Here is a 23,455-nt window from a genome sequence, read left to right as displayed (position 1 = left end):
TCGTCCACGGCTGACCTCAGCCGATCAGCCGTACGCGGCAGACCTCAGCCGTACGCGACGGAGGGGCCGGTCCCTGCGGACCGGCCCCTCACGCGTGTCCGCCGCGGCGTCACGTCGTCTGTCTATTGCCCTTGACGGCCTTGTACAGCATGTCGCCCACCGCCACGACCACGAGCGCCGCGCCGAGCTGGAGCGCGTGCCGTCCCCAGTCGATGCCCTTGGTCTCGTCGATGCCGAATCCCGCGGCCATCCAGTTGCCGAGCACGCCGCCGATGATGCCGAACACGGTCGTCAGCCAGAGCGGACTGTGCTGTTTCCCCGGCAGGATCGCCTTGGCGAGCAGGCCGAGCACAAAGCCCACGATGATCGCCCACAACCAGCCCATAGCTGCCTCCTCAAGCGGCCCGACATGAGCATTACGCTCAGTGTCGGTCCATCCTCCGTACGGCGCATGTCGGGCTCCGCCATACGTGGCGCGACGCACCCGGAACGAGGAGGCGAGGCCGGACCCGGTCTACGCGACTGCGCAGGTGCGGCGTAACGTGTGAAGGGTCCAGGCCGGGGAGGGCCTGGCGCGAACGGGCAGGCGGTGGAATGTGATGCGGAAGCAGAACGACGCTCAGGTCTTCCGGATCACAGGGGCCAGGCAGGGCCTCGCGGACGACGTGCGGGGCCGGCAGCGGCGCTATGTGATCTCGATGTCCGTCCGCACTGTTTCGGTCATTGCCGCCGCGGTGCTCTGGAACGTCGAACGGCACGTCGCGCTCGTCGCGCTGGTGCTCGGAATACTGCTGCCGTACGTCGCGGTGGTGATCGCCAACGCCGGGCGTGAGAACGCCCCTTCGCTTCCGTCAACCTTCGTACCGGCACCGTCGCGGCCGATCCTCGCCGCCCCCGCACCCGTCGACCGGAGCGCGGAACCCGTCCCGGAGGACCCGTCGGGTGCCGCCCGCGACGAGCCGCGCGCGCCGTCACGGGAACAGGGCTGACCGACGACGTTACGCCAAGCTCAAGAAAAGCTCAGATCAATCATGTAGTTCCGGTGCCAGGCGGCCGCTTGGCCGTGACATACTTCGTACGCGCTCCGCATCCCCCGTCGGAGCGACAGACCGACGCCGGGCAGCTCCCCCCGTGGCTGCTCGGCGTCGCCTTGTTTGGGATGACTTACGTGATCGACGAAACCCCCGTCTGCTCCGCCAAGGGCTGCCGTGCGGCCGCCGTGTGGGTGCTTGCCTGGAACAACCCCAAGCTCCACACCCCCGAGCGCCGCAAGACCTGGCTGGCCTGCGAGGACCACCGCGAGCACCTGTCCCAGTTCCTCGGTGTGCGGGGCTTCCTCAAGGACGTCGTCACGCTGCCGGAGTGGGACGCCGCGCAGGGCTCCGGGGACGGTCCGGCGGCCTAGCGCCGGGCGCGGGGCGTCAGCCGCCGATCGCCGACATGGGGCGCTCGGGCTGGAGGAACGACGGGTCGTCCAGACCCGAACCCGCCTTTTTGCCCCACATCGCAAGCTTCCAGATGCGGGCGATCTCGTCGTCCGTACTGTCGTCCGCGCGCAGGGCGGCGCGCAGGTCGGTCTCCTCCGTGGCGAACAGACAGGTGCGGACCTGTCCGTCGGCGGTGAGCCGGGTGCGGTCGCAGGCCGAGCAGAAGGGACGCGTCACGGAGGCGATCACGCCGACGCGGTGCGGTCCGCCGTCGACGACCCAGCGCTCCGCGGGTGCGGAGCCGCGCTGCTCGGTGTCCTCCTCGGTGAGGTCGAAGCGGGTGCGCAGCGAGGCCAGGATGTCACCGGCCGTGATCATGCCGTCGCGCTTCCAGCCGTGCTGGGCGTCCAGGGGCATCTGCTCGATGAAGCGCAGTTCGTAGTCGTGCTCGACGGCCCAGGCCAGGAGGTCGGGGGCCTCGTCGTCGTTGAGCCCCGGCATCAGGACCGTGTTGACCTTCACGGGGGTGAGGCCCGCGGCGCGGGCGGCTTCGAGGCCTTCGAGGACGTCGCGGTGGCGGTCGCGCCGGGTGAGGGTCTTGAAGACGTCCGGGCGCAGGGTGTCCAGCGAGACGTTGACCCGGTCGAGGCCCGCGGCCTTGAGGGCCTTCGCGGTGCGCTTGAGGCCGATGCCGTTCGTCGTCAGGGACGTCCTGGGGCGCGGTTCGAGGGCGGCGCAGCGCTCGACGATGCCGACGAGGCCGGGGCGCAGCAGCGGTTCGCCGCCGGTGAAGCGGATCTCTTCGATGCCGAGGCGGGTGACCGCTATGCGGATCAGGCGGACGATCTCGTCGTCGGTGAGGAGGTCGGGCTTGGCCAGCCACTGCAGGCCTTCTTCCGGCATGCAGTACGTGCACCGCAGATTGCACCGGTCGGTCAGTGAAACCCGCAGATCGGTGGCCACTCGGCCGTACGTGTCGATGAGCACGTGGGCCCCCTCCCCGGTCCGGATCGGTGGTGCGTCTCTGTAGTACGCCCTTTGACCATGAGCCTACGTGACGGGACTGACATCGACAGAGGCCGTTTCCACAGGACGGACGCGGCCGCGTCGTAGGGATCTACGACGCGGCCGCGCGACGGCTTCGGGTCAGTGGGCGCCGGTGCCCGTGAGGGAGCGCACCTCCAGCTCCGCGTACTTCTCCTTGTCGGGCTCCTCCTTGGAGAGCATCGTGCCGAGCCAGCCGAGCAGGAAGCCGACCGGGATGGAGATGAGGCCCGGGTTCTCCAGCGGGAACCAGTGGAAGTCGACGCCCTTGAACATGGAGGTCTTCGCGTTGCCGGAGACCACCGGCGAGAAGAGCACCAGGACGACGGCGGTGGTGAGGCCGCCGTAGATCGACCACAGGGCGCCCTGCGTGGTGAACCTCTTCCAGAACAGGCTGTAGAGGATCGTCGGCAGGTTCGCGGAGGCGGCGACGGCGAAGGCGAGGGCCACCAGGCCCGCCACGTTCAGGTCGCGGGCGAGGGCGCCGAGGGCGATGGAGACCAGACCGATGAAGACGGTCGCCCAGCGGGCGGCCTTGATCTCCTCCTTCTCGGTCGCTTTGCCCTTCTTGATGACGTTGGCGTAGATGTCGTGCGCGAACGACGAGGACGAGGCGAGGGTGAGGCCCGCGACGACCGCGAGGATGGTGGCGAACGCGACGGCGGAGATCGTGGCGAGCAGGATCGCGCCCCAGTTGGAGTCGGTGCCCCCCAGATGCAGCGCGAGCAGGGGTGCGGCCGTGTTGCCCGCCGGGTTGGAGTCGGTGATCTCCTTGGGGCTGATCAGGGCGGCGGCGCCGAAGCCGAGGGCGATCGTCATCAGGTAGAAGGCGCCGATGATGCCGATGGCCCAGTTCACGGACTTCCGGGCGGCCTTGGCCGTGGGCACCGTGTAGAAGCGGATGAGGATGTGGGGCAGGCCCGCGGTGCCGAGCACCAGGGCGATGCCGAGCGAGATGAAGTCCAGCTTGGACGTCGACGTGGCGCCGTACTTGAGGCCGGGCTCCAGGAAGGGCGCGCCCTTGCCGCTGTTCTCGGCGGCGGAGCCGAGCAGGTCGGAGATGTTGAAGTCGAACTTCAGCAGGACCAGGAAGGTCAGCAGGAGCGCGCCCGCGATGAGCAGGACGGCCTTGACCATCTGCACCCAGGTGGTGCCCTTCATGCCGCCGATGGTGACGTACACGATCATCAGGACGCCGACGAGCGCGACGATGCCGACCTTGCCGCTGTCGCTGGTGATGCCGAGGAGCAGCGAGACGAGGACGCCCGCGCCCGCCATCTGCGCGAGCAGATAGAAGATCGACACGACGATGGTGGAGGTGCCCGCGGCGGTGCGCACCGGGCGCTGGCGCATGCGGAAGGCGAGGACGTCGCCCATCGTGTAGCGCCCGGAGTTGCGCAGCGGCTCGGCGACGAGCAGGAGCGCCACCAGCCAGGCGACCAGGAAGCCGATGGAGTACAGGAAGCCGTCGTAGCCGAACAGGGCGATGGCGCCCGCGATGCCGAGGAAGGACGCGGCGGACATGTAGTCGCCGGAGACGGCGAGGCCGTTCTGGAAGCCGGTGAACTGCCGTCCGCCGGCGTAGAAGTCGGCGGCGCTCTTGGTCTGGCGGCCCGCCCACACGGTGATGACGAGGGTGGCGACGACGAAGATCGCGAAAAGGGTGATGATCAGCGGCCGGTGCTCGCTGGCCTGGCTGGCGGCGAGCACGGTGGCGTGGGTCTCGGGCACGGCCGTGGCGGTCGAAGCGCTCAGGGTACTCACGCGCCGCCCTCCATCCGGGACTTGATGGCGTCCGCGCGCGGGTCGAGCTTGGCGGCGGCGTGGCGCGAGTACCACCAGGCGATGAGGAAGGTGGTGAGGAACTGCGCGAGGCCGAGCACGAGCGCGACGTTGATGTTGCCGACCACCTTGGTGCCCATGAAGCCACCGGCGTAGTTCGAAAGCAGGACGTACACGAGGTACCAGGTGATGAACGCGATGGTGAGCGGGAACGCGAACGAGCGGTGCGCGGCGCGCAGTTCACCGAACTCCGGGCTCTGCTGCACTGCGACGTACTCCGCTGTGGAGGGCGTCGAGCGGGTGGGTTCTGGGCCGCCCTTCGACGGTGGCGGTGCGTCGGTGGCCACGGAGTCTCCTCGTGGTACGGGGGTGGTGGGGACGGATACGGAAGCGGTCTGGTCCATGTGCTCTGCTCTCGAAGTGACGCGGATCACGTGGGCCGAGGATGGTGATGTTAGGCCCAGGGGACGTGATCCGACAGGGGGTTGATATTGCGTCCGTGCACTGTTCAACGTCACGACGGCGCGCCCGGAGCGGCTCGAACGGGCGCTTTCCCGGCCTTTTGCAAGAAGTCATTGCTGGCCCGGGAGCACTGGGGATAGCTTCACCCTGCACAACTAGTCATGCACCTGGCACCACCCGTCAGCACCTGCCCGAGCACCAGCAGTGTTCGGGCAGTTCCGTATCCGGATGATGTGGAGAACCCATGGCTCATCTGCGCTCCTCGCGCTCTTCCCGGTCCAGACGGCTCACCCTCGCGCTGCCGCTCGGCGTCGCCCTCGCCGCGGCGGTCGGCTTCGGTCCGGGCGCGACGGCGGCCCCGCTCGACGCGCCCGGCTCGCCGGTCGCGCAGGCCGTCCAGGCGCCCGCTGCGGGCAAGCTGGCGTACGTCGTGAACACCCGCACCGACGCCAAGACCATCGCCTCCGTGAAGAAGGCGATCGCCGCGGCCGACGGCACGGTCGTGGTGACGTACCGGAAGATCGGCGTGATCGTCGCGCACTCGGCCAACCCGGACTTCGGCAAGCAGCTGCGGAAGGTGCGCGGCGTGCAGTCCGCGGGCGCGACCCGCACGGCCCCGCTGACGGCGGCCGGCACGACCGAGGAGGGCGCGCCCGCCTTCCTGTCCAAGGACCAGGTGGACCGGGCCAAGTCGGGCCAGCAGAAGGCCGGTTCGGGCAGGGCCGCGGCCGAGCCGCTGGAAGGCGACCAGTGGGACCTGCGGGCCATCGGCGCCGACAAGGCCGCGCAGATCAACCCGGGCAGCAAGAAGGTCACCGTCGGCGTCATCGACACCGGCGTCGACGACACCCACCCCGACCTCGCGCCCACCTTCTCCGCCAAGCAGTCCGCGAGCTGTGTGGGCGGCAAGGCGGACACCTCGCCCGGCGCCTGGCGTCCGGCGAAGAAGGAGCACTACCACGGCACGCACGTGGCGGGCGAGATAGCCGCCGCCCGCAACGGCATAGGCGTCGCCGGGGTGGCACCCGGCGTCAAGGTCGCGGGCATCAAGGTGGCCGACCCGGTCAGCGAGCTGTTCTACCCGGAGAGCGTCGTCTGCGCCTTCGTGTTCGCCGCCGACAACGGCATCGAGATCACCAACAACAGCTACTACGTGGACCCGTGGCTGTACAACTGCAAGGACGACCCGGACCAGCGGGCCATCCTCGACGCGGTCAACCGGGCCCAGCTCTACGCCCAGCGCAAGGGCACCCTCAACCTGGCCTCCGCGGGCAACTCCAACCACGACCTGGACGCGGACGAGATCGTCGACGAGTCGAGCCCCGACGACTCCACGCCGGTCAAGCGCACCATCGACCCGCACAAGTGCCTCGACGTGCCGACCCAGCTCCCGGGCGTCGTCACGGTCAGCGCGACCGGCGTGTACAAGGCCAAGTCGTACTACTCGACGTACGGCAACGGCGTCGTCGACATCGCGGCCCCCGGCGGCGACCGCCGCTACCAGAAGCCGACGGACACCCCGTCGAAGGACGGCGGCATCCTCTCCACGATGCCGGGCGGCGAGTACGCCTGGCTGCAGGGCACCTCGATGGCGTCGCCGCACGCCGCGGGCGTCGCGGCCCTGCTGAAGTCCACGCACCCCAAGGCGGGCCCGGCCCAGCTGCAGAAGCTCCTCAAGAAGCAGGCGGACAACCCGGGCTGCCCGGACAAGCCGTACGACCCGGACGGTGACGGCAAGGTCGACGCGGTCTGCAAGGGCGACAAGAACCGCAACGGCTTCTACGGCTACGGCATCGTCGACGCGCTCGACGCCGTGACGAAGAAGTGAAGGGGAGCACCTACGTGACCAGGCACTCCGCATCCTTCGGGCGCCGCGCGCTCGCCCTGCCGCTCGGCGTGGCCGTGGTGTCCGCGCTCGCCTTCCTGCCGGGCACGGCGTCGGCGCAGCCCGACGCGCCGTCCGCCCCCGCCGCGCAGGCGGCGAAGGCCGACGGTTCGGCCATGAGCTACGTCGTCAACGTCCGCAAGGGGCACGGCGACCGGACGTCGAAGTACGTCAAGAAGGCCATCGCCAAGGCGGGCGGGGACGTCGTCATCGCGTACGACCGGATCGGCGTCATCGTCGTGCACTCCTCGGACCCGGACTTCGCGAAGAAGATCCGCGGGGTCAAGGGCGTGCAGTCGGCGGGGGCCACGCGCACCGCGCCGCTGTCCGCGCAGACCAGCGACGACATCGACGCGGCGCGGCCGCTGTCCGCCAAGGAGGCCGAGGCCGCCGCGGGCACGGCGGCCGACGGCCAGGACGAGCTGGAGCCGCTCCAGTGGGACCTGCCCGCCATCAAGGCGGACCAGGCGCACAAGGAGTCCCTGGGCAGCCCGAAGGTGACGGTCGGCGTCCTCGACTCCGGAGTCGACGACACGCACCCGGACATCGCCCCGAACTTCGACAGGAACGCGTCCGCCAGCTGCCTGGGCGGCGTGCCCACGCAGAAGGACAACGCGTGGCGGCCGGTGGCCAAGGAGAGCGACCACGGCATGCACGTGGCGGGCACCATCGCCGCCGCGAAGAACGGCACGGGCATCACCGGTGTCGCGCCCGGCGTGAAGGTGGCGAGCCTGAAGGTGGCCGAGCCGGCGACCGGCCTGTACTACACGGAGGCCGTCGTCTGCGGCTTCGTGTGGGCGGCCGACCACGGCGTCGACGTCACCAACAGCAGCTACTACACCGACCCGTGGCTGTTCAACTGCCGTACGGACGACGATCAGCGGGCCCTGGTCGACGCGGTCGGCCGCGCCAGCCGGTACGCGGAGCGCAAGGGCGCCGTGAACGTGGCGGCGGCGGGCAACGCCAAGACGGACCTCGCCCAGGACGAGATCGTCGACAAGTCGAGCCCGAACGACACGACGCCGGTCGAGCGCACCATCAAGACCGCGGACTGCTTCGACCTGCCGTCGCAGCTGCCGGGCGTCGTGACGGTGTCCTCCACGGGCGCGAAGGGCCTCAAGTCCTCGTTCTCCAACTACGGCAAGGGCGTCATCGACATCGCGGCCCCCGGCGGCGACTCGACGGCGTTCCAGAAGCCGCAGCCGCCCGCCACCAGCGGTCTGATCCTGTCGACCCTTCCGGGCGGCAAGTTCGGCTACAAGGCGGGCACGTCGATGGCGTCGCCGCACGCCGCGGGCGTGGCCGCGCTCATCAAGTCGACGCACCCCAAGGCCTCGGCGGCCCGGGTGAAGGCCCTGCTGTACAAGCAGGCCGACGCGACGGCGTGCACCAACCCCTACGACATCGACGGCGACGGCAAGGTCGACGCGGTGTGCGAGGGGAGCAAGAACAAGAACGGCTTCTACGGCGTGGGCATGATCGACGCGCTGGACGCCGTGCGGAAGTAGCGAAGCAGCCCCTTACGGGAGCAACTGGGACCGCCGGGAGGCGGTCGGGGCCGGGCGGTTGCGGACCGCCCGGCCCCTCGCGAGAGGATGCCGCTCATGTACGCCTACCGAGACTCGTCATTCGTCCACGAAGGCCCCGAGCAGTGGCGCGCCGAGCCGGTGCGCCCGACGTGGCAGCTGGTCCTGCGGTTCCTGGTCACGGTGGTCGTGCTGCCGGTGTGGTGGCTGCTGCTGCTCGTCCTCGCCGTGGTGGCCTTCGTGATCGCCCTGTTCGCGGAGATCCTCACCGTGATCCCGGGGTTCGAGAGCGGCGCCGACCGCGTCATGGACCGGGTCCTGGGGCTGATCTCGATCTGGCCGCGCTGGACCGTGACCTGGCCCGAGCTGCGGCACGAGGGCGACGCCGCCTTCTACCGGGCGCGGGTCGACGGATATCTCGACACCTGGACGAAGCGGGCGTCGAAGCCCAAGGAGGACAAGAAGCCCAACCCGCCGACGGAGTGCGAGGTGCCGCTGCGCAAGTACCGGGGCGTGGGCGGCGGCTACGTGGTCGAGGCTGCCACCGCGCGCGGCTGGGAGCTGCGGCCCTCGGACCCCGCGGACGAGATCCGGCTGTGGTGGTCGGCGGCCTCGGAGCCCGGGGCCACGGGACCGACCCCGTAGTGCGGGCCTCGTACGCCTGGGCGGCGCTCGGTGGTGCCCCGGAGACGTTGGCGCACCTCTCCCCGGTGGTGCGCGACGACACCCTGATCGCGCGGCTTCCCGTGCGCGCCCTCGCGCGGGCCTGCGTCGGTGTCTGCGCGCTCGCGGCGGCCGAGCTCGCGGCCCTGCGCACGGGGCGGTCCGTACCGCACGCGCGCGTGGACGACGGTGCCGTGGCCGCCGCGTTCACCAGTGAACGGCAACTGCTCGTGGACGGGCGCGCGCCGGTCACCTTCGCGCCCCTGTCGCGGTTCTGGCGTACCGCCGACGGTTGGGTGCGGACGCACGCGAACTACCCCCATCACCGGGAGCGCCTGCTCGCCGCCCTCGGTCTTTCAGAGAGCGCGGCGACCGTGGACTCGGTGGCAGCGCGGCTCGCGGCGCTGCCCGGCGTCGAGATCGAAGACATGGTGTACGCCGCCGGTGGCCTGGCCGTCGCGCTGCGCACCCCGCGGGAGTGGGCCGCGCACCCGCAGGCCGCGGCCGTGGCGCGGCTGCCTCTCGTGGAGCGCGAGCGGCTCGACGGCGGCGCGCCGCGCACCCTGCCGCCGCTGTCCGACGGCCCGCCGCTCCCCTTCGGCCCGCTGCTTCCCGCGTCCGGGGTGCGCGTCCTCGACCTCACCCGGGTCATCGCGGGCCCGGTCGCGACCCGCACGCTCGCGCTGCTCGGCACGGACGTGCTGCGCGTGGACCCGCCGCACCGCCCGGAGCTACCCGACCAGCACGCGGACACGGGCTTCGGCAAGCGCTCCACGACCCTCGACCTCGGCGGCCGCGCGGGCCTGCGGACGTTCGAGGAACTGCTCGCCGGGGCCGACGTGGTGGTGACCGGCTACCGGCCCGGCGCCCTCGACCGGTTCGGGCTCTCCCCCGAGGCGCTCGCCGAGCGCCGCCCGGGTCTGGTGGTGGCGCAGCTGTCGGCGTGGGGCGCGCGGGGGCCGTGGGCGCACCGGCGCGGGTTCGACAGCCTGGTGCAGGTGGCGACGGGCATCGCCGCCCTGGAGGGCTCGCAGGAGCAGCCCGGCGCGCTGCCCGCGCAGGCCCTGGACCACGGCACGGGCTATCTGCTGGCCGCGGCGGTCCTGCGGGCGCTCACCGAGCAGCGCACCGACGGCGCGGGCGGCACGCGGGTGGCGCGGCTCGCGTTGGCCCGCACGGCGGCGTGGCTGACCGGAGCGGTGGACGGTGACGACACCCTGGGGTGCCCGACGGACGACGGGACAGCCGCCCACGGCCCCGCGGTCGAGTACGACCCCACGGACCGGCTCGCTCACACGGACAGCCCCCTCGGGCGGCTGCGCCACGCCCTCCCTCCGGTCGCCTTCACCGGCGGGCCGGTGAACTGGGCGCGCCCGCCGGGCCCTTGGGGCGCGGACGCACCCGTGTGGCGCTGACCAGGGCCCGGCGGGCGGAAAGGCAGCACTCCAGTTGTTTGCCCGGACTTGCCCCGGAGTGGGATGACTGGTGAAGATCGTGTAGTGACCATACGACCGTCCGTGGAAACCGGAGACTCCCTGGCGGCGGGCGCCCGCGCGGCGGCGGAAGGCGAGGCCTCGGGAGAGGCGGACACCGCCCCGCGCGCGGAGCGCCGTGCCGCGCGCCGCCGCCCGTCGCCGGGCCGGGCCCTCGCCCTGCTCGTGCTCGTGGCCGTCGCCGCGGTGGTACCGCTGTTCGGCCCCGCGGCCGTGCTCGACGGTACCGGCGAGGCCGAGGCGCCCGGCACGCAGGGCATCACGTTTCTGCGGACGGTCCTGTTCGCCGCGCTGTGCGTGCAGCTGGGCGAGGTGTTCCTGCGCCGCGTCGCGCGCCGTGTGCCCGGGGCGCCGATGGCGTCGGCGCCGCCCGCGTGGGGGTGGTGGGCGGCGGGCGCGGGCTTCGTCGCGGCACTGGGTCTCGCGTCGGTGGTGGCCAGCGGCAATCTGGTGCCGCAGCAGCCGTCGGACCTGGACGTCGGCGGCCTGTACGCGACGCGGGACGGCCGCCTCGCGCTCCTTGAGGTCAACGCGTTCGTCGTGGCCGCGCTGTGCGCGCGGACGCGCCGCCCGGACAGCGCGGTCCTGCCGCTGGCGGCGGTGGTCGTCGCGGAGGCGCTGCGCGCCCACCCGCCCACGGAGGACGCCGCCCTGGTGGGCTCCGGCCTGACCCTGGTCCATCTGACGTGCGCGGCGCTGTGGGCGGGCGGCCTGCTGTACGCGCTGCGGATCCTGTGGCGCTGGCGAACGTCCGCCCCGGAGGCGGCCGTTGCTGTACTGGGTCTCTACGCGCGCGTGGCCGCCGTCCTGTTCGCCGCGATCACCGCGACCGGGATCCTCAGCACGCTGCGCCGGATGCCGCCGGACACGGTCGCCGACCAGCTGACGACGACCGCGTACGGCCGCACGATGCTCGCCAAGCTGCTGCTCGTGGCCGTCGTCGCCGTCCTCGCGCTGCTCGCCCGGCGCCGGCTGAAGCGGCACTCCGGAGGCGACAGGACCGCCGCCTACACGCCCGCGCGCGCCGAGGTGTTCGTACTCGGCGCGGTGGTCGCCGTGTCGGCGCTGCTCACCGCCGTGCCGCTGCCGATCCGCTGGTGAGGACGGAGCGGGCCAGGAGGGCCTGGGCCGCCAGATAGGTGAGCATGATCCAGAAGTCGGGCCGCGGGGCCTGCGGCCAGTCGGCCACGTCGGTCGCGATGAGCGTGTCCGACAGCAGGAACAGCGCGCCGCCCGTGGCCGCGGTGAGACCCAGGGTGGTGGCGCCGCCCGCCATCGCCGTGAGGAGCAGGCTGTAGCCCGCGACCGGGATCCGCATGTCGGCCGGCAGGTCGGGCCAGAGCAGCGCCACGGTGACGCCGAGCGCCGCGCCGTAGGCGAGGACCAGGCCCGCGCCCCGGGCCCGGGGGTGGCCGGTGCCGTGCCGCCGGAACAGGGCGAGGTAGCAGACGTGGCCCGCCGCGAAGGACACCATTCCGGCGAGGAACGCGGGGTCGGCGTCCGCCAGGAGGAGGGTGTCGCCGCCCCAGCCGAAGGCCAGCGCTGCCACGAGGAGGCGGGGGCCGCCGCTGAACACCACGTAGAGGGCCAGCGTCGGCATGAGGAGGGGCTTCAGGACGGTGTGGGCGAGGTCGGAGCCGGCCGCGACGCCTGCCAGGTCGCCGAGCGCGGCCAGGGCGAAGGCGGCGAGGGCCCAGGGGGCGTAGCGGTTCCGCCCCGCGGAGGTCTCGTCGTCGCTGCGGGGCGGTGTGGGCTGTGCCCACCCCTCCCCAAGCTCTCGGCTCCGCTCGAGCGGGGGATGCCCCACTCGCCCTGCGGAACGATTGCCCACAGGGGAGACGGGGCGTGGGCGCGTCGTCATGCCGCGCGCTCCGGCGTCCTCTGTTCCTGTCCGACGGCCGGAACCTTCACTTCCGGTGGTGGTGTCGGTTGCCAGCCCGGGCCCCGGAACAGGTGGCCCGCTCGCGCTCGCCAACTCGTCGCCTTCCTCAGGTCCTTGGCGATGGCCGCGTACTCGTGGGTGGCCACGCGCAGGGGGTTGTACGTGGTGATGTCCTTCGTCAGGCCGTAGACGGGGCGCTCCGTCTCCGGGATCCAGGAGCGGAAGATCCGGTCCCAGACGATCAGGATGCCGCCGAAGTTGCGGTCCAGGTAGCCGCCCTGGGACGCGTGGTGCACCCGGTGGTGCGAGGGCGTGTTGAAGACGTACTCGACGGGCCGCGGCAGCTTGCCGATGCGTTCGGTGTGGACCCAGAACTGGTAGACCAGGTTGGCCGACGAGCAGAAGGCGACGGCCGCCGGGTGCACGCCCAGCAGGATCATCGGCACGTAGAACGGCCACACCGTGAGGGACGTCCACGGCTGGCGCAGCGCGGTCGTCAGGTTGAACTTGCGGCTGGAGTGGTGCACCACGTGGCAGGCCCACAGGATGCGGATGACGTGGTGCCCCCGGTGGGACCAGTAGTAGAAGAAGTCCTGCGCGAGCAGCATCAGCGGCACCGTCCACCACAGGACGGGCACGCGCAGCGGCGTCAGGGCGTACAGCGCCGAGTAGATCGCGACGATCGGGACCTTCCACAGCAGGTCGAAGACGAGGCTGCCGAGCCCCATGGTGACGCTGGTGGCCGCGTCCTTCGTCTCATACCCGGCCGCGTCCTCGTCGGGATGCACGCGGACGCTCACCATCTCGACGACGGTGAGCAGCACGAAGGCCGGGATCGACCAGAGCACCACATCGGGCAGGTTCGGGGACGACATGCCGTCACCGTAGGCGCGCTCCCGGGTCGCTGCCTAGAGGTTGTTACCGACAAGTATTACCGTCGGTACGCGCGGAGTTGTTGGCGATCTTCGCCATTGCCCCGCGGGCCCCGGTCACACTCCGGCCGCTCCGAGGAGCGCTCCCGCCGCATGGGTCACCGCCATCGCGAGGGCCCCGCCCAGCACGTTCCTGAGGACCGCGGGACGTGCCTTCGCCGCGCCCAGGCGGGCGCTCGCCAGGCCCGTGAGGGCGAGCGCCGCCAGGACCGAGACGACGGTGACGGGCAGGCGCCAGGAGGCGGACGGCAGGACGATCGCGAGCAGCGGGAGCAGGGCCCCGACGGTGAACGCGAGGAAGCTCGCCCACGCTGCGTGCCAGGGGTTGGTGAGCTCGTCGGGGTCGATGCCGAGCTCCACGCGCGCGTGGGCGCGCAGCGCGTCCCGCTCGGTGAGCTGCTGCGCGGCCTCGCGGGCCACGGCACGGCTGAGCCCGCGCTCGGCCAGGAGGTCGGTCAGCTCCGCCAGTTCGGCCTCCGGCTGCTCGCGCAGCTCGCGCTTCTCCTGGGCCAGGGCGGCCTTCTCGGAGTCGCGCTGGGTGGACACCGACACGTACTCGCCCGCCGCCATGGACATGGAGCCCGCGAGCAGGCCCGCGAGGCCCGCCGTCAGGAGGGTGCCGCGGTCGTCGGTGGCCCCGGCGACGCCGACGACGAGGCCCGCGGTGGAGACCACGCCGTCGTTGGCGCCGAGCACGGCGGCCCGCAGCCAGTTCAGGCGCGACCCCAGGGCGCCGCCGTGCGCTTCCTCATGCGTGGCTTCCGTCACAGGGGGAGCATGGCACCGCCCGCGTCACCAGACGCGGACCGACCCTCCCGGGGCGAACACCGGACTCGTGGCGTCGGCCGGAGGCTCCTTGAGGGGTTCGGCGAGCTCCGCGGCCGTGGGGCCGACCTCGGCCGCGAGGGCGTCGAGGCGCTCCACGTCGAAGCCGTACACGCGCGCGGCGTTGCCGCCGACCATGGCCGCGACCTCCGCGCGCGGCAGCCCCGCGTAGGCGGCGCGCAGGCCCTCCCTGGAGTACGGGTACGTGCCCTCGTCGTGCGGGTAGTCGCTGCCCCACATGACCTTGTCCAGGCCGATGCGCTCCCGCAGCGCCGCCTCGTGCGGGCGCATGAAGCTCGCGCCCACGAAGCAGTTCTCCCGCCACACCTGCGACGGGCCCTTGCCCATCTGGCCCGCGAGCCCGGCCCCGAACTTGGACTCGGCGGTGTCCGTCCGCGTCGCCGCCGCGACCAGCCGCCCGTGGTAGTAGTCCAGCATCTCCAGGACGCCCGGGATCCAGCCCGAGCCCTGTTCGGTGAGGACCAGGCGCAGGCCGGGGTGGCGGCGGAAGGCGCCGCCGAACATCAGGTGCCACAGCGCCCGGTGCGAGAACCACGTCGTCTCGACCATGAACACCGCGCGCGCCGCGGGCTCCTCGCCGAGCGGCGGCGACGCCGAGCCCGCGTGGTGGTTGACCGGCACCCCGAGCTCGGCGCAGACCGCCCAGATCGGGTCGTACACGCGCGCGTGCAGCTCGGGCAGGCCCGAGCCCGGCGGGGTGCCCGGGAGCAGCAGGCCGCCGGTGAGTCCCGCCGTGACCGACCGGCGGATCTCCTTGACGGCTTCGTCGACGTCGTTGAGGAGGATCTGGAAGACGCCCGCGCGGCGGCCCCGCGCGGCCGCGCAGAAGTCGGCGAGCCAGCGGTTGTGGGCGCGCAGGCCCGCCCAGCGCAGCGCGTACTCCTCGCGCGTCGGGGCGGGTGCCATGAGGGACGCCGAAGGGAAGAAGGGCGGGATGGTGTTGGGGAAGACGACCTCGGCGACGATGCCGTCCCGGGCCAGCTCGGCGAGCCGGCGCTCGGAGTTCCAGTTGCGGTCGGCGGTGTCGGCGAGGAGGTCCTCGTGCGGATTGACGTACGTGGCCGCCCAGGCGTCGAAGTCCTCGTGGTGGCGGGACTCCAGGTACGGCTTGTAGTCGAGGAGGTCGGCGCCCGCGTGGCAGTCGGCGGAGATGACGGTGTAGCGCTCGCTCTCGGTCATGGGTTCACCCCTAGCGTCGGGAAGTCGTGGCCGGTCAGCCAGTGGCGGCCGACCTCGCGCGAGCGCGCCCAGGAGGCCCTAACGGCGCCTTGGTCGGGGTCCTGGCCCAGGTCGGCGGGGGTCGGCCCGATGCGGCGTGCCAGCGGGGCGAGCCGCGCGGTGTCGAAGCCGAACACCTCGGCGGCGGCGAGGCCGAGGATGCGCCGGGTCTCCGCCACCGGGATGTCGTGGAAGGTCCCGCGCAGCCACGCGCGCGTGTCGGGCCAGGTGCCCTCGGGGTGCGGGAAGTCGCTGCCCCACAGGATGTTGTCGACGCCGATCTCGTAGCGCTGGGCGAGCTCGCGGCGCTTGGTGTTGGTGGCGCAGACGAACACCTGCCGGTCCAGGTACTCGTGCGGCGGGCGCGTCAGCTCGGCGAACGGCGACAGCTTCTTGCCGCCGTGCGCGCCCAGGTAGAGGCGGTCCATGAACCACAGGAGGTTCGGCAGCCACCAGCAGCCGGACTCCGCGACGCCGAAGCGCAGCCCCGGGTGGCGCTCGAACACCCCGGACCACAACAGGAACCACAGGGGCCGCGCGGGCCACCACGTCACCTCGGAGACGTAGATGCCGAGGTGGTCGCCGTACTCGTGCCGGGGCGCGGCCCCGGAGTGGGTCAGCACCGGCATCGCGCAGGCGGCGGCCGCGGCCCACACGGGGTCGTAGCGGCGGTCGTGGTAGGGCGCCTTGTCGACCCACATGGAGGGGATCAGCAGCGCGCCGAGCCCCGACTCCTTGGCCCGGTGGACCTCGGCCACCACCCGGTCGGCATCTCCGGTGACGGGCAGCAGTGCCACGCCGCAGTGCCGCTCGGGGTGCTCGGAGACGAAGTCGGCGAGCCAGCGGTTGTGCGCCTGCGCGCCCGCCATGCCGAGGTCGGGGTCCTGGTCCCCGGAGAGGCCGAGGCCGACCCCGAAGGGCGCGGCGGTCCTGCTGTCGACGGCGTCGGCGTCCGGGAAGACGACCTCGGCGGCCACGCCGTCGCCGTCCAGCTCCTTGATCCGCTGCCCGGCGTCCCAGCCGCCCCTCAGGCCCTCTTCGTTGTCGCTGAACCACTTCGCGGCGAAGGCCTCGTTGCGGATGCCCAGGCGGGTCATCTCCTCGCGGCGCCGGTCGCGCCCGGCGAGGAAGTCGTCGAAGGCCCGGTGGTGGCGGGCCTCCAGGTAGGGCCGGTACTCCTCGGTGGGGAGCCCGGCGTGGCAGTCGGACGAGACGATCAGGTACGGGTCGGTGGCGTCGTCCACGGCGCACCCCTTCAGTCCAGGATGAAGCTCTCCAGGTAGTCCGGCGCGGAGCGCTCCAGCATCGACTGGGAGCGCGCCCTGATCTGCCGGTCGGTGTGCTCGCTCGGCGGCAGCAGCCAGAAGCGGTCCGCCCTGATGCCGTCGGCGACGAAGTCCGCGACCTCCTCCACGGGCGTGAACCGCACCTCGTGCCCGGCCGCGCGCATCGCCGCCTCCCACTGGTCGAGGCTGCGGTAGGGGGTCTTGCGGGGGCGGGTCTTGGCGTACCGCTCGGGCCGGTTGCGGTGGGCCTCCCACAGGCCGGTGCGCAGCATGTGGGGCCCGGGGAAGAGCACGGACGCGCCCACGCGCGCGTGCTCCGCCCGCAGATGCGCGTACAGGGACTCCGTCATGGTGACGACGGCGGCCTTCGTGACCGCGTACACGGAGGCCGTCGGCAGCGGCGCGACGCCGCCGTCCCCGGAGGACGTGTTGACGACGTGCCCCGGCTCTCCCCCGGCGATCATCCGGGGCAGGAACGCCTGGATGCCGTGGAAGACCCCCCACACGTTGACTTCGAAGGCCCACTTCCAGTCGTTCGGCTCGTGCTCCCACATGCGGCCCTCGGCACCCGAGCCGACCCCGGCGTTGTTGCACAGGACGTGCACCGCGCCGAACCGCTCGTACGCGTCCTCGGCGAGCGCGTGCACCTGCTCGCGCACGCCGACGTCGACCACGCGCGCGTGGACCGTCGCCCCGGCCGCGCGCAGCCCGTCCGCCGCCTTTTGGAGGGCGCCCTCCTCCACGTCGGCGAGCACCACCGTCAGGCCCTCCGCCGCGAACCTGCGCGCCAGGGCGAGCCCGATGCCGCCGGCCGCGCCGGTGACGACGGCCACCTGTCCCGTCGCGAGCTCCATCAGGCGCTGCCCTCCGGAGGCCCGTCGAGCACCTGCCGGGCGTCGTCGTAGCGCTGGTGCGCGTACGGCAGGAGCGCCTCGGCGCTGACCCGCTCGACGACGGTGCCCCGCTGGTCGCTGGTCTTCTCGCCGAGGGTGATCTCCACCAGGCGGTGCACGGGCAGGTCGGCCACCGGGTCGTACATCGACTCGCGCAGGACCACGTCCCCGGTGATCCGCTCCAGCTTGCGGACCTTCTCGTTCCGTACGCAGTGGACCAGGACCGGCTCGGCGTCGAAGCCCGTGCCGTCCACCGCGGGCAGGAACTTGAAGTAGAAGTCGGTCCTGCGCGTGGGCTCCGGCAGCGGCAGCGGGCCGCTGACCCCGCCGCGCACCTCGACGAACGCGATGCCGTGCCGGGCGAGCGCCGCGCGGACGACGAGGCCGTCGCGCTCGACCGTGACCTCGCCGAGCTTCTTCGGCTCGCCGAACACCTCGCGGCCGCCGATCAGGGCCCGCTCGTGGGTCATCGGCATCACCAGCGGGTACCAGCCCGCCACCGCGCCGTGCTCGGCGGCGACGGCGACCGACCCCGCGCCCAGGGGGTAGCCGGGCAGCTCGACCTTGCTGATGGTGACGCGCACCAAGGGGCGCGCGGTGGGCTTCAGGGGCGGCGGCAGGACCGCGGCGACCGCGTCCGGGTCGCTCTCCCAGAGGGCCACCACGCCCGTGGACCAGATCTCCGGGAGCCGTGCGTGCGCGGCCCGTGCCGCGGTGAGCTCCGCCTCGGTGCGCGCGCCGTAGCGTACGCGTGCCATGTCGTACCGCCCTTCGTTGACGAACCGTCAGAGGTGTGCGGCGCCTTGCGGGAGGTTCTGTAACACAGTTACAACAGACCTCGTGAAGGGTAAAGAGACGCGGACCCACCTGGACCGGGAACAGGTCCTCCAGGCCGCGGCGGGCCTCGTCAAGCAGCACGGACCGCGCGCCCTGACCATGCGCAAGCTCGCCGCCGAGCTCGGCACGGCCGTGACCTCCATCTACTGGCACGTCGGCAACCGCGAGTCGCTCCTGGACGCCCTTGTCGAGCGCACCCTCGCCGACCTCGGCGAGATCCGGCCGCGCGGCCGCACCCCCGCGCAGCGCGTGGTCTCCGTCGCGCGCGCCCTGCGCCACCAGCTGCGCGACCACCCCCATCTGGTCGCGATGGTCCACGAACGGGGCCTGACGGACCGCATGTTCCTGCCCGCCCAGCGGGTCCTGGTGCGCGAGCTGCACGCGGCGGGCCTGCGCGGCGCCCGCGCGGCCGACGCCGTGCGGGCCGTGCAGGTCCACGTCGTCGGCCACGTCCTGGTGGAGCGCAACCGCGAGCGCGCGCCCGTGCAGCGCCCCGGCGAGCACCAGCTGTGGGACGCGCGCACCTCCGACGCCGACCCCGCGCTCGCCCGCGCCCTCACGCGCCCCCTCGATCCGGAGCGGCTCTTCACCCTTTCGGTCAGGGCCCTGGTGACGGGTCTGCTCGGCCCGCCGCCGTGACGCGGAGGGCCGCGCGGCCGGGGCACGTCGGTGGCCCACGGGCGTGACTGTCAGTCGTGGCCCGTATCCTCATGGACCATGCTCGAAGACCGCACGCTCGCCGCGTCCGCAGACTCCTGGCCGACCGCCTACCCGTCGGGGTACGCGGTCGTCGACGTGGAGACCACAGGGCTGTCCAGGGACGACCGGATCATCTCCGCGGCGGTCTACCGGCTGGACGCCCGGGGCGAGGTCGAGGACCACTGGTACACGCTGGTGAACCCGCAGCGCGACCCGGGCCCGGTGTGGATCCACGGCCTGACGAGCGACCAGCTCGCCGACGCCCCGCTCTTCGCGGACATCGCCGAGGAGTTCGGCGAGCGGCTGCGCGACCGCGTCCTCGTCGCGCACAACGCGGTCTTCGACTGGTCCATGATCGCCAGGGAGTACGCGCGCGCGGAGCGCACCGCGCCCGTCCGCCAGCGCCTGTGCACCATCGCGCTCTCCAAGGAGCTCGGCCTGCCGCTGCCCAACCACAAGCTGGAGTCGCTCGCCGCGCACTTCGGCGTGGTCCAGCGCCACGCCCACAACGCCCTGGACGACGCGCGCGTCCTCGCCGAGGCGTTCCGCCCGAGCCTGAACGCGGCGGCCGGCGCCGGGGTGCGCCTTCCGCTCCTGGAGTGCCGCCCGCTGACCGAGTGGGTCGACGGCTCGGCCCGCATCGGCCGCCAGGCCACCGGCTCCCCCGCGTACGAGTCGGGGTACCGCGCGCAGAATTGGCGCGCCTCCCGCAAGCGCCCGGCCTGCCCCCACCCGAACCCGGGGCGGTACGAGGAGGGCAAGCCCCTCAAGCAGGGCATGCGCGTCGCCTTCTCCGGCGACACCTCCGTGGACCGCGAGCTCCTGGAGGACCGCGCCTTCGAGGCGGGCCTGCACATCGCGACGAGCGTGTCCCGGCTCACAAGCCTGCTCGTCACGAACGACCCGGACTCGGGCACGTCGAAGACGACGAAGGCGCGGGCGTTCGGCACGCCGGTCATCGACGAGGCGGCCTTCGGCCAGCTGCTCCAGGACGTGGCCCCGGCGGACGGCACGGCCGCGGGTGCCGCCCGCGCCGCGGAGCCCCCGGCGTCAGACGGGTGATTGCCGGGCGACTCGCCCGCCCGCCGCTCGCCCCGCACCGCCGCCGGGTCCCACCCTGTGGCGCATGGCACGTTGCGAGGTCTGCGGAAACGACTACGGCATGTCCTTCGAAGTCCACGCGCAAGGCGCGGTGCACGTCTTCGACTGCTTCTCCTGCGCCATCCACCGCATGGCGCCGATCTGCGAGCACTGCCGGTGCCGCATCATCGGGCAGGGCGTCGAGGCCGACGGGCACTGGTACTGCGGGGCGCACTGCTCGCGCGCGGAGGGGCGGGTGGGCATCGTCGACAAGGTGTGACGGCCGACGCAGGTGCGGCGGCAGACGTACGCGCGGCCCCCTGAAGGCTCCTGAAGCTCCCGGTGGCCCTTGAAGCTCCCCGAACCCCTTGAAGCCCTCGACGGGACCCTCCCGTCGGGGGCTCCGTCGTACACAGGTACCGTCAAGGGCGTGTACCGCTTCTTGTTGTCCCGCCAGTGGGTGATCCTCACTCTCATCGGGATCGTCCTCATCCCCGTGATGATCGAGCTGGGCTTCTGGCAGCTGCACCGGCACGAGGCCCGCGTGGCGCGCAACGACAAGATCGCCCGGGTCATCGACGCCGAGCCGGTGCCCGCCGAGCGGCTCACCGCGCCCGGCCGCGAGGTACCGGACTCCGCCGTCTACCGCCGGGTGACGGCCGAGGGCACGTACGACACCAAGCACGAGGTCGTCGTCAGGCGCCGCACCAACTCCGACGACGAGGTCGGCTTCCACGTCCTGACCCCGCTCGTCCTGCGCGACGGCAAGGTGCTCCTGGTGAACCGGGGCTGGATCCGCGCCGACGGCCCGCAGACCGCCTTCCCCAAGATCCCCGCCCCGCCCCGGGGCCGGGTCACCGTCACCGGCCGCCTGATGGCCGACGAGACCTCGGCGGCCAGCGGCATCAAGGACGTCCGCGGCCTGCCCGACCGCCAGATCATGCTGATCAGCAGCGGCCAGCAGGCCCACGCCCTGGGCAAGCCGGTGCTCGGCGGCTACATCACGCAGACCGCGCCGGACAACCCCGACAACTCCCCGCAGCTCGTCGCCGCGCCCGACCACAGCAGCATCGGCGCCCACATGGCGTACGCGATCCAGTGGTGGCTGTTCGCGGCGGGCGTGCCGGCCGGGTGGATCGTCCTGGTCCGCCGGGAGGTGCGGGACCGGCGCGAGGCGGCGGCCGCGGAGCAGGCGACGCCCGAGGCGGCCGCGACGGCCGCCTGACGCGCCTTCGGCCCGCCCTTCGCCGACGCCGCGCCGCCCACCGGGCGGTTCCTAGTCCCCGCACCTCTCCCACGGGTCCGGGGTGCCGTGCGAGAGCACCAGGCCGTACGAGTCCACCAGCTCGCAGTCGTTCTGCTGGGTCCACTGGTAGGCCAGGACGGACCAGACGGCGACCGCGACCACCGCCACCACGCCCGGCACGCTCCAGCGGGACCCTCCCCCGGGCCCGCCGCCGCCCCCGCCGCCGGGTGGCGGCCCCTGCGGCGGCTCCTCGGGAGGCTCCCAGCCCGGGCCGTCGTAACCGCGGGGCCGCCATCCGCCCTCGTTGTTTGGCATGCTCACGAGTATTGCCCAGGGGCGCCCCCGCGTCCCGCGCTCGGACGAAGCCGGAAGGGGCCAACCGCGCGCGGCCGGGCCCCGGTTGCCCCCGCCGCGACGGACCGGATTGGCGACTCCACGAACCGGGAAGCCGTCCCCCGTGCAGCGACCCATCGAGGACTACGCCCTCATCGGCGACCACCAGACCGCCGCCCTGGTGGCGCGGACCGGCTCCATCGACTGGCTGTGCCTGCCCCGCTTCGACTCCGCGGCCTGCTTCGCCGCGCTGCTCGGCGAGGACGAACACGGCCACTGGCGCATCGCGCCACGGGGCGCCGACACCTGTTCGCGCCGCGCCTACCGGCCCGACACGCTCGTCCTCGACACCGAGTGGGACACCCCGGACGGCACGGTCCGCGTCACCGACTTCATGCCGCAGCGCGACCGCGCCCCGGACCTGGTGCGCGTCGTCGAGGGCGTCGAGGGCGAGGTGACCGTGCGCAGCACGCTGCGCCTGCGCTTCGACTACGGCTCGGTCGTGCCCTGGATGCGCCGCTCCCACGGCCAGCGGGTGGCGGTCGCGGGCCCCGACGCGGTGTGGCTGCGCGCCGAGCCCGACGTCCGCGCCTGGGGCCGCGCGCACGCCACGCACGCCGAGTTCACCGTCCGGGCGGGCGAGCGGGTCACGTTCGTGCTCACCTGGCACCCCTCGCACGAGCCGCGTCCGCCGCTCATCGACACCGAGCGGGCGCTGCGCGACAGCGTCGACGACTGGCGGGCCTGGGCGGCGCGCTGCCGCTACGAGGGGCCGCACCGCGACGCCGTCGTCCGCTCCCTGATCACGCTGAAGGCCCTCACGTACGGCCCGACCGGCGGCATCGTCGCCGCGCCCACCACCTCCCTGCCGGAGGAGATCGGCGGCGTCCGCAACTGGGACTACCGCTACTGCTGGCTGCGCGACTCCACGCTCACGCTCGGCGCGCTGCTCACCGCCGGGTACCGCGAGGAGGCCGAGGCGTGGCGCGACTGGCTGCTGCGCGCGGTCGCGGGCAACCCGGCGGACCTCCAGATCATGTACGGCCTCGGCGGCGAGCGGCGGCTGCCCGAGGCGGACGCAGGATGGCTACCGGGGTACGCGGGCTCGGCGCCGGTGCGCCTCGGCAACGCGGCCGTGTGCCAGCGCCAGCTCGACGTGTACGGCGAGGTCGTCGACTCCCTGTGGCTCGCCCGGCACGCGGGCATGGCGACGCGGCCGCACGGCTGGCGCATGCAGCTCGCGCTCATGGAGTTCCTGCGGAAGGTGTGGCGCGAGCCGGACGAGGGGCTGTGGGAAGTGCGCGGCCCGCGCCGTCAGTTCGTGCACTCCAAGGTGATGGCCTGGGTCGCCGCCGACCGCACCGTACGCAGTCTGGAGGAGCGGCCGGACCTCGACGGCGACGCGGACCGCTGGCGGCGGCTCCGCGACGAGATCCACGACGAGGTCTGCGCCCGCGGCTACGACGCGGACCGGGGCACGTTCACGCAGTCGTACGGGTCCAGGGAGCTGGACGCCGCCGTGTTGCTGATCCCGCGCGTGGGCTTCCTGCCGCCCGACGACCCGCGCGTCCTCGGCACCATCGACGCCGTCCGCGAGGACCTCGGCACCCGCGAGGGCTTCGTCCGCCGCTACAGCACCGACGGCGTCAAGGTCGACGGGCTGCCCGGCCACGAGGGCGTCTTCCTGGCCTGCTCGTTCTGGCTCGCCGACGCGCTGCACCTGGCCGGCCGCACGAAGGAGGCCCGCGCGCTCTTCGAGCGGCTCCTGGACCTGTGCAACGACGTGGGGCTGCTGGCCGAGGAGTACGACGCGGCGGAGCGCCGCCAGTTGGGCAACTTCCCGCAGGCGTTCAGCCACGTGGGTCTCGTCACTACCGCCTTTTCCCTGTTCGGCCCGGACCCGGGCACGGCAGGATAGGAC

24 protein-coding genes are annotated in these 23,455 nt (G+C 72.8%); 12 read left to right on the top strand and 12 right to left on the bottom strand.

Annotated features, from left to right (window positions below; all coding sequences use genetic code 11):
• Positions 1–109 precede the first annotated feature (109 nt).
• The gene (locus tag IG74_RS0131305; RefSeq protein ID WP_030684223.1) at positions 110–385 is read right to left on the bottom strand and encodes a GlsB/YeaQ/YmgE family stress response membrane protein; all 276 of its coding nucleotides are present in this window, start codon (positions 383–385) and stop codon (positions 110–112) included.
• 214 nt (positions 386–599) lie between these two features.
• On the opposite strand from IG74_RS0131305, the gene IG74_RS0131300 reads away from it, so the two are divergent.
• Together IG74_RS0131300 and IG74_RS0131295 are read left to right on the top strand one after the other, a co-directional pair.
• A complete protein-coding gene (locus IG74_RS0131300; RefSeq protein WP_037826336.1) occupies positions 600–989 on the top strand; it encodes a DUF3099 domain-containing protein in 390 nt (129 codons plus the stop codon).
• A gap of 179 nt (positions 990–1,168) precedes the next feature.
• Complete coding sequence (locus tag IG74_RS0131295; protein WP_030684221.1) at positions 1,169–1,405, top strand: hypothetical protein; 237 nt, start codon at positions 1,169–1,171, stop codon at positions 1,403–1,405.
• Positions 1,406–1,421: 16 nt separating this feature from the next.
• Here the strand turns inward: IG74_RS0131295 and moaA are convergent, their stop codons facing one another.
• The 3 genes from moaA to IG74_RS0131280 all read right to left on the bottom strand — a co-directional run bounded on the left by moaA (position 1,422) and on the right by IG74_RS0131280 (position 4,600).
• Positions 1,422–2,414, bottom strand: a complete 993-nt coding sequence (gene moaA, locus IG74_RS0131290; RefSeq protein WP_030684219.1) for a GTP 3',8-cyclase MoaA — start codon at positions 2,412–2,414, stop codon at positions 1,422–1,424.
• 159 nt (positions 2,415–2,573) lie between these two features.
• The gene (locus tag IG74_RS0131285) at positions 2,574–4,202 is read right to left on the bottom strand and encodes a cation acetate symporter (RefSeq protein ID WP_030684218.1); all 1,629 of its coding nucleotides are present in this window, start codon (positions 4,200–4,202) and stop codon (positions 2,574–2,576) included.
• 29 nt (positions 4,203–4,231) lie between these two features.
• A complete protein-coding gene (locus tag IG74_RS0131280; protein WP_030684217.1) occupies positions 4,232–4,600 on the bottom strand; it encodes a DUF485 domain-containing protein in 369 nt (122 codons plus the stop codon).
• 359 nt (positions 4,601–4,959) lie between these two features.
• Here IG74_RS0131280 and IG74_RS0131275 point away from each other — a divergent pair, with 359 nt between their 5' ends.
• From IG74_RS0131275 to IG74_RS0131255, 5 genes are all read left to right on the top strand, one after another.
• Complete coding sequence (locus IG74_RS0131275) at positions 4,960–6,543, top strand: S8 family peptidase (RefSeq protein ID WP_030684215.1); 1,584 nt, start codon at positions 4,960–4,962, stop codon at positions 6,541–6,543.
• A gap of 14 nt (positions 6,544–6,557) precedes the next feature.
• Complete coding sequence (locus IG74_RS0131270) at positions 6,558–8,108, top strand: S8 family peptidase (protein ID WP_030684213.1); 1,551 nt, start codon at positions 6,558–6,560, stop codon at positions 8,106–8,108.
• 96 nt (positions 8,109–8,204) lie between these two features.
• A complete protein-coding gene (locus IG74_RS0131265; RefSeq protein WP_030684212.1) occupies positions 8,205–8,771 on the top strand; it encodes a hypothetical protein in 567 nt (188 codons plus the stop codon).
• Positions 8,771–10,204: a CoA transferase gene (locus IG74_RS0131260; protein ID WP_030684211.1), complete on the top strand. Its 1,434-nt coding sequence runs from the start codon at positions 8,771–8,773 to the stop codon at positions 10,202–10,204. Before IG74_RS0131265 ends, IG74_RS0131260 begins: the two co-directional genes overlap by 1 nt.
• 90 nt (positions 10,205–10,294) lie before the next feature.
• Positions 10,295–11,383 (top strand): CopD family protein, encoded by a 1,089-nt coding sequence (locus IG74_RS0131255; protein ID WP_420709967.1) that lies wholly within the window; start codon positions 10,295–10,297, stop codon positions 11,381–11,383.
• On the opposite strand, the gene IG74_RS0131250 is transcribed toward IG74_RS0131255, so the two are convergent.
• The 7 genes from IG74_RS0131250 to IG74_RS0131220 all read right to left on the bottom strand — a co-directional run bounded on the left by IG74_RS0131250 (position 11,352) and on the right by IG74_RS0131220 (position 18,097).
• Positions 11,352–12,089, bottom strand: coding sequence for a lysoplasmalogenase (locus IG74_RS0131250; RefSeq protein WP_199818908.1), 738 nt, complete (start codon positions 12,087–12,089; stop codon positions 11,352–11,354). The genes IG74_RS0131255 and IG74_RS0131250 overlap by 32 nt on opposite strands.
• Positions 12,090–12,139: 50 nt before the next feature.
• Complete coding sequence (locus tag IG74_RS0131245; RefSeq protein ID WP_030684205.1) at positions 12,140–13,039, bottom strand: sterol desaturase family protein; 900 nt, start codon at positions 13,037–13,039, stop codon at positions 12,140–12,142.
• Positions 13,040–13,153: 114 nt separating this feature from the next.
• Positions 13,154–13,864 (bottom strand): VIT1/CCC1 transporter family protein, encoded by a 711-nt coding sequence (locus IG74_RS0131240; RefSeq protein ID WP_030684204.1) that lies wholly within the window; start codon positions 13,862–13,864, stop codon positions 13,154–13,156.
• Between the two features lie 24 nt (positions 13,865–13,888).
• Positions 13,889–15,121 carry an amidohydrolase family protein gene (locus tag IG74_RS0131235; protein WP_030684202.1) on the bottom strand — a complete coding sequence of 411 codons (1,233 nt, stop codon included), beginning with the start codon at positions 15,119–15,121 and terminating at the stop codon, positions 13,889–13,891.
• Entirely contained in the window at positions 15,118–16,404 is a 1,287-nt protein-coding gene (locus IG74_RS0131230) for an amidohydrolase family protein (protein ID WP_030684201.1), read from the bottom strand. The genes IG74_RS0131235 and IG74_RS0131230 overlap by 4 nt, the downstream gene beginning before the upstream one ends.
• 11 nt (positions 16,405–16,415) lie before the next feature.
• Complete coding sequence (locus IG74_RS0131225) at positions 16,416–17,300, bottom strand: SDR family NAD(P)-dependent oxidoreductase (RefSeq protein ID WP_030684200.1); 885 nt, start codon at positions 17,298–17,300, stop codon at positions 16,416–16,418.
• The gene (locus IG74_RS0131220) at positions 17,300–18,097 is read right to left on the bottom strand and encodes an acetoacetate decarboxylase family protein (protein WP_030684198.1); all 798 of its coding nucleotides are present in this window, start codon (positions 18,095–18,097) and stop codon (positions 17,300–17,302) included. Before IG74_RS0131220 ends, IG74_RS0131225 begins: the two co-directional genes overlap by 1 nt.
• 82 nt (positions 18,098–18,179) lie before the next feature.
• Here IG74_RS0131220 and IG74_RS0131215 point away from each other — a divergent pair, with 82 nt between their 5' ends.
• From IG74_RS0131215 to IG74_RS0131200, 4 genes are all read left to right on the top strand, one after another.
• Positions 18,180–18,815 carry a TetR/AcrR family transcriptional regulator gene (locus IG74_RS0131215; protein ID WP_030684194.1) on the top strand — a complete coding sequence of 212 codons (636 nt, stop codon included), beginning with the start codon at positions 18,180–18,182 and terminating at the stop codon, positions 18,813–18,815.
• 78 nt (positions 18,816–18,893) lie between these two features.
• Positions 18,894–19,937 carry a DEDDh family exonuclease gene (locus tag IG74_RS0131210; RefSeq protein WP_051855715.1) on the top strand — a complete coding sequence of 348 codons (1,044 nt, stop codon included), beginning with the start codon at positions 18,894–18,896 and terminating at the stop codon, positions 19,935–19,937.
• 64 nt (positions 19,938–20,001) lie between these two features.
• Positions 20,002–20,235, top strand: coding sequence for a hypothetical protein (locus IG74_RS0131205; protein WP_078869160.1), 234 nt, complete (start codon positions 20,002–20,004; stop codon positions 20,233–20,235).
• 150 nt (positions 20,236–20,385) lie between these two features.
• The gene (locus tag IG74_RS0131200) at positions 20,386–21,180 is read left to right on the top strand and encodes an SURF1 family protein (RefSeq protein ID WP_030684190.1); all 795 of its coding nucleotides are present in this window, start codon (positions 20,386–20,388) and stop codon (positions 21,178–21,180) included.
• A 51-nt stretch (positions 21,181–21,231) separates the two neighbouring features.
• Here the strand turns inward: IG74_RS0131200 and IG74_RS52300 are convergent, their stop codons facing one another.
• Entirely contained in the window at positions 21,232–21,516 is a 285-nt protein-coding gene (locus tag IG74_RS52300) for a hypothetical protein (protein WP_158857840.1), read from the bottom strand.
• 142 nt (positions 21,517–21,658) lie between these two features.
• Between IG74_RS52300 and IG74_RS0131190 the strand changes: the two genes are divergently transcribed.
• Positions 21,659–23,452 (top strand): glycoside hydrolase family 15 protein, encoded by a 1,794-nt coding sequence (locus IG74_RS0131190; RefSeq protein ID WP_030684189.1) that lies wholly within the window; start codon positions 21,659–21,661, stop codon positions 23,450–23,452.
• Positions 23,453–23,455 lie beyond the last annotated feature (3 nt).

The sequence above is a fragment of the Streptomyces sp. NRRL B-1347 genome (assembly GCF_000720325.1).
GTDB lineage: Bacteria > Actinomycetota > Actinomycetes > Streptomycetales > Streptomycetaceae > Streptomyces.
This window is presented reverse-complemented; position numbering and strand designations above follow the sequence as displayed.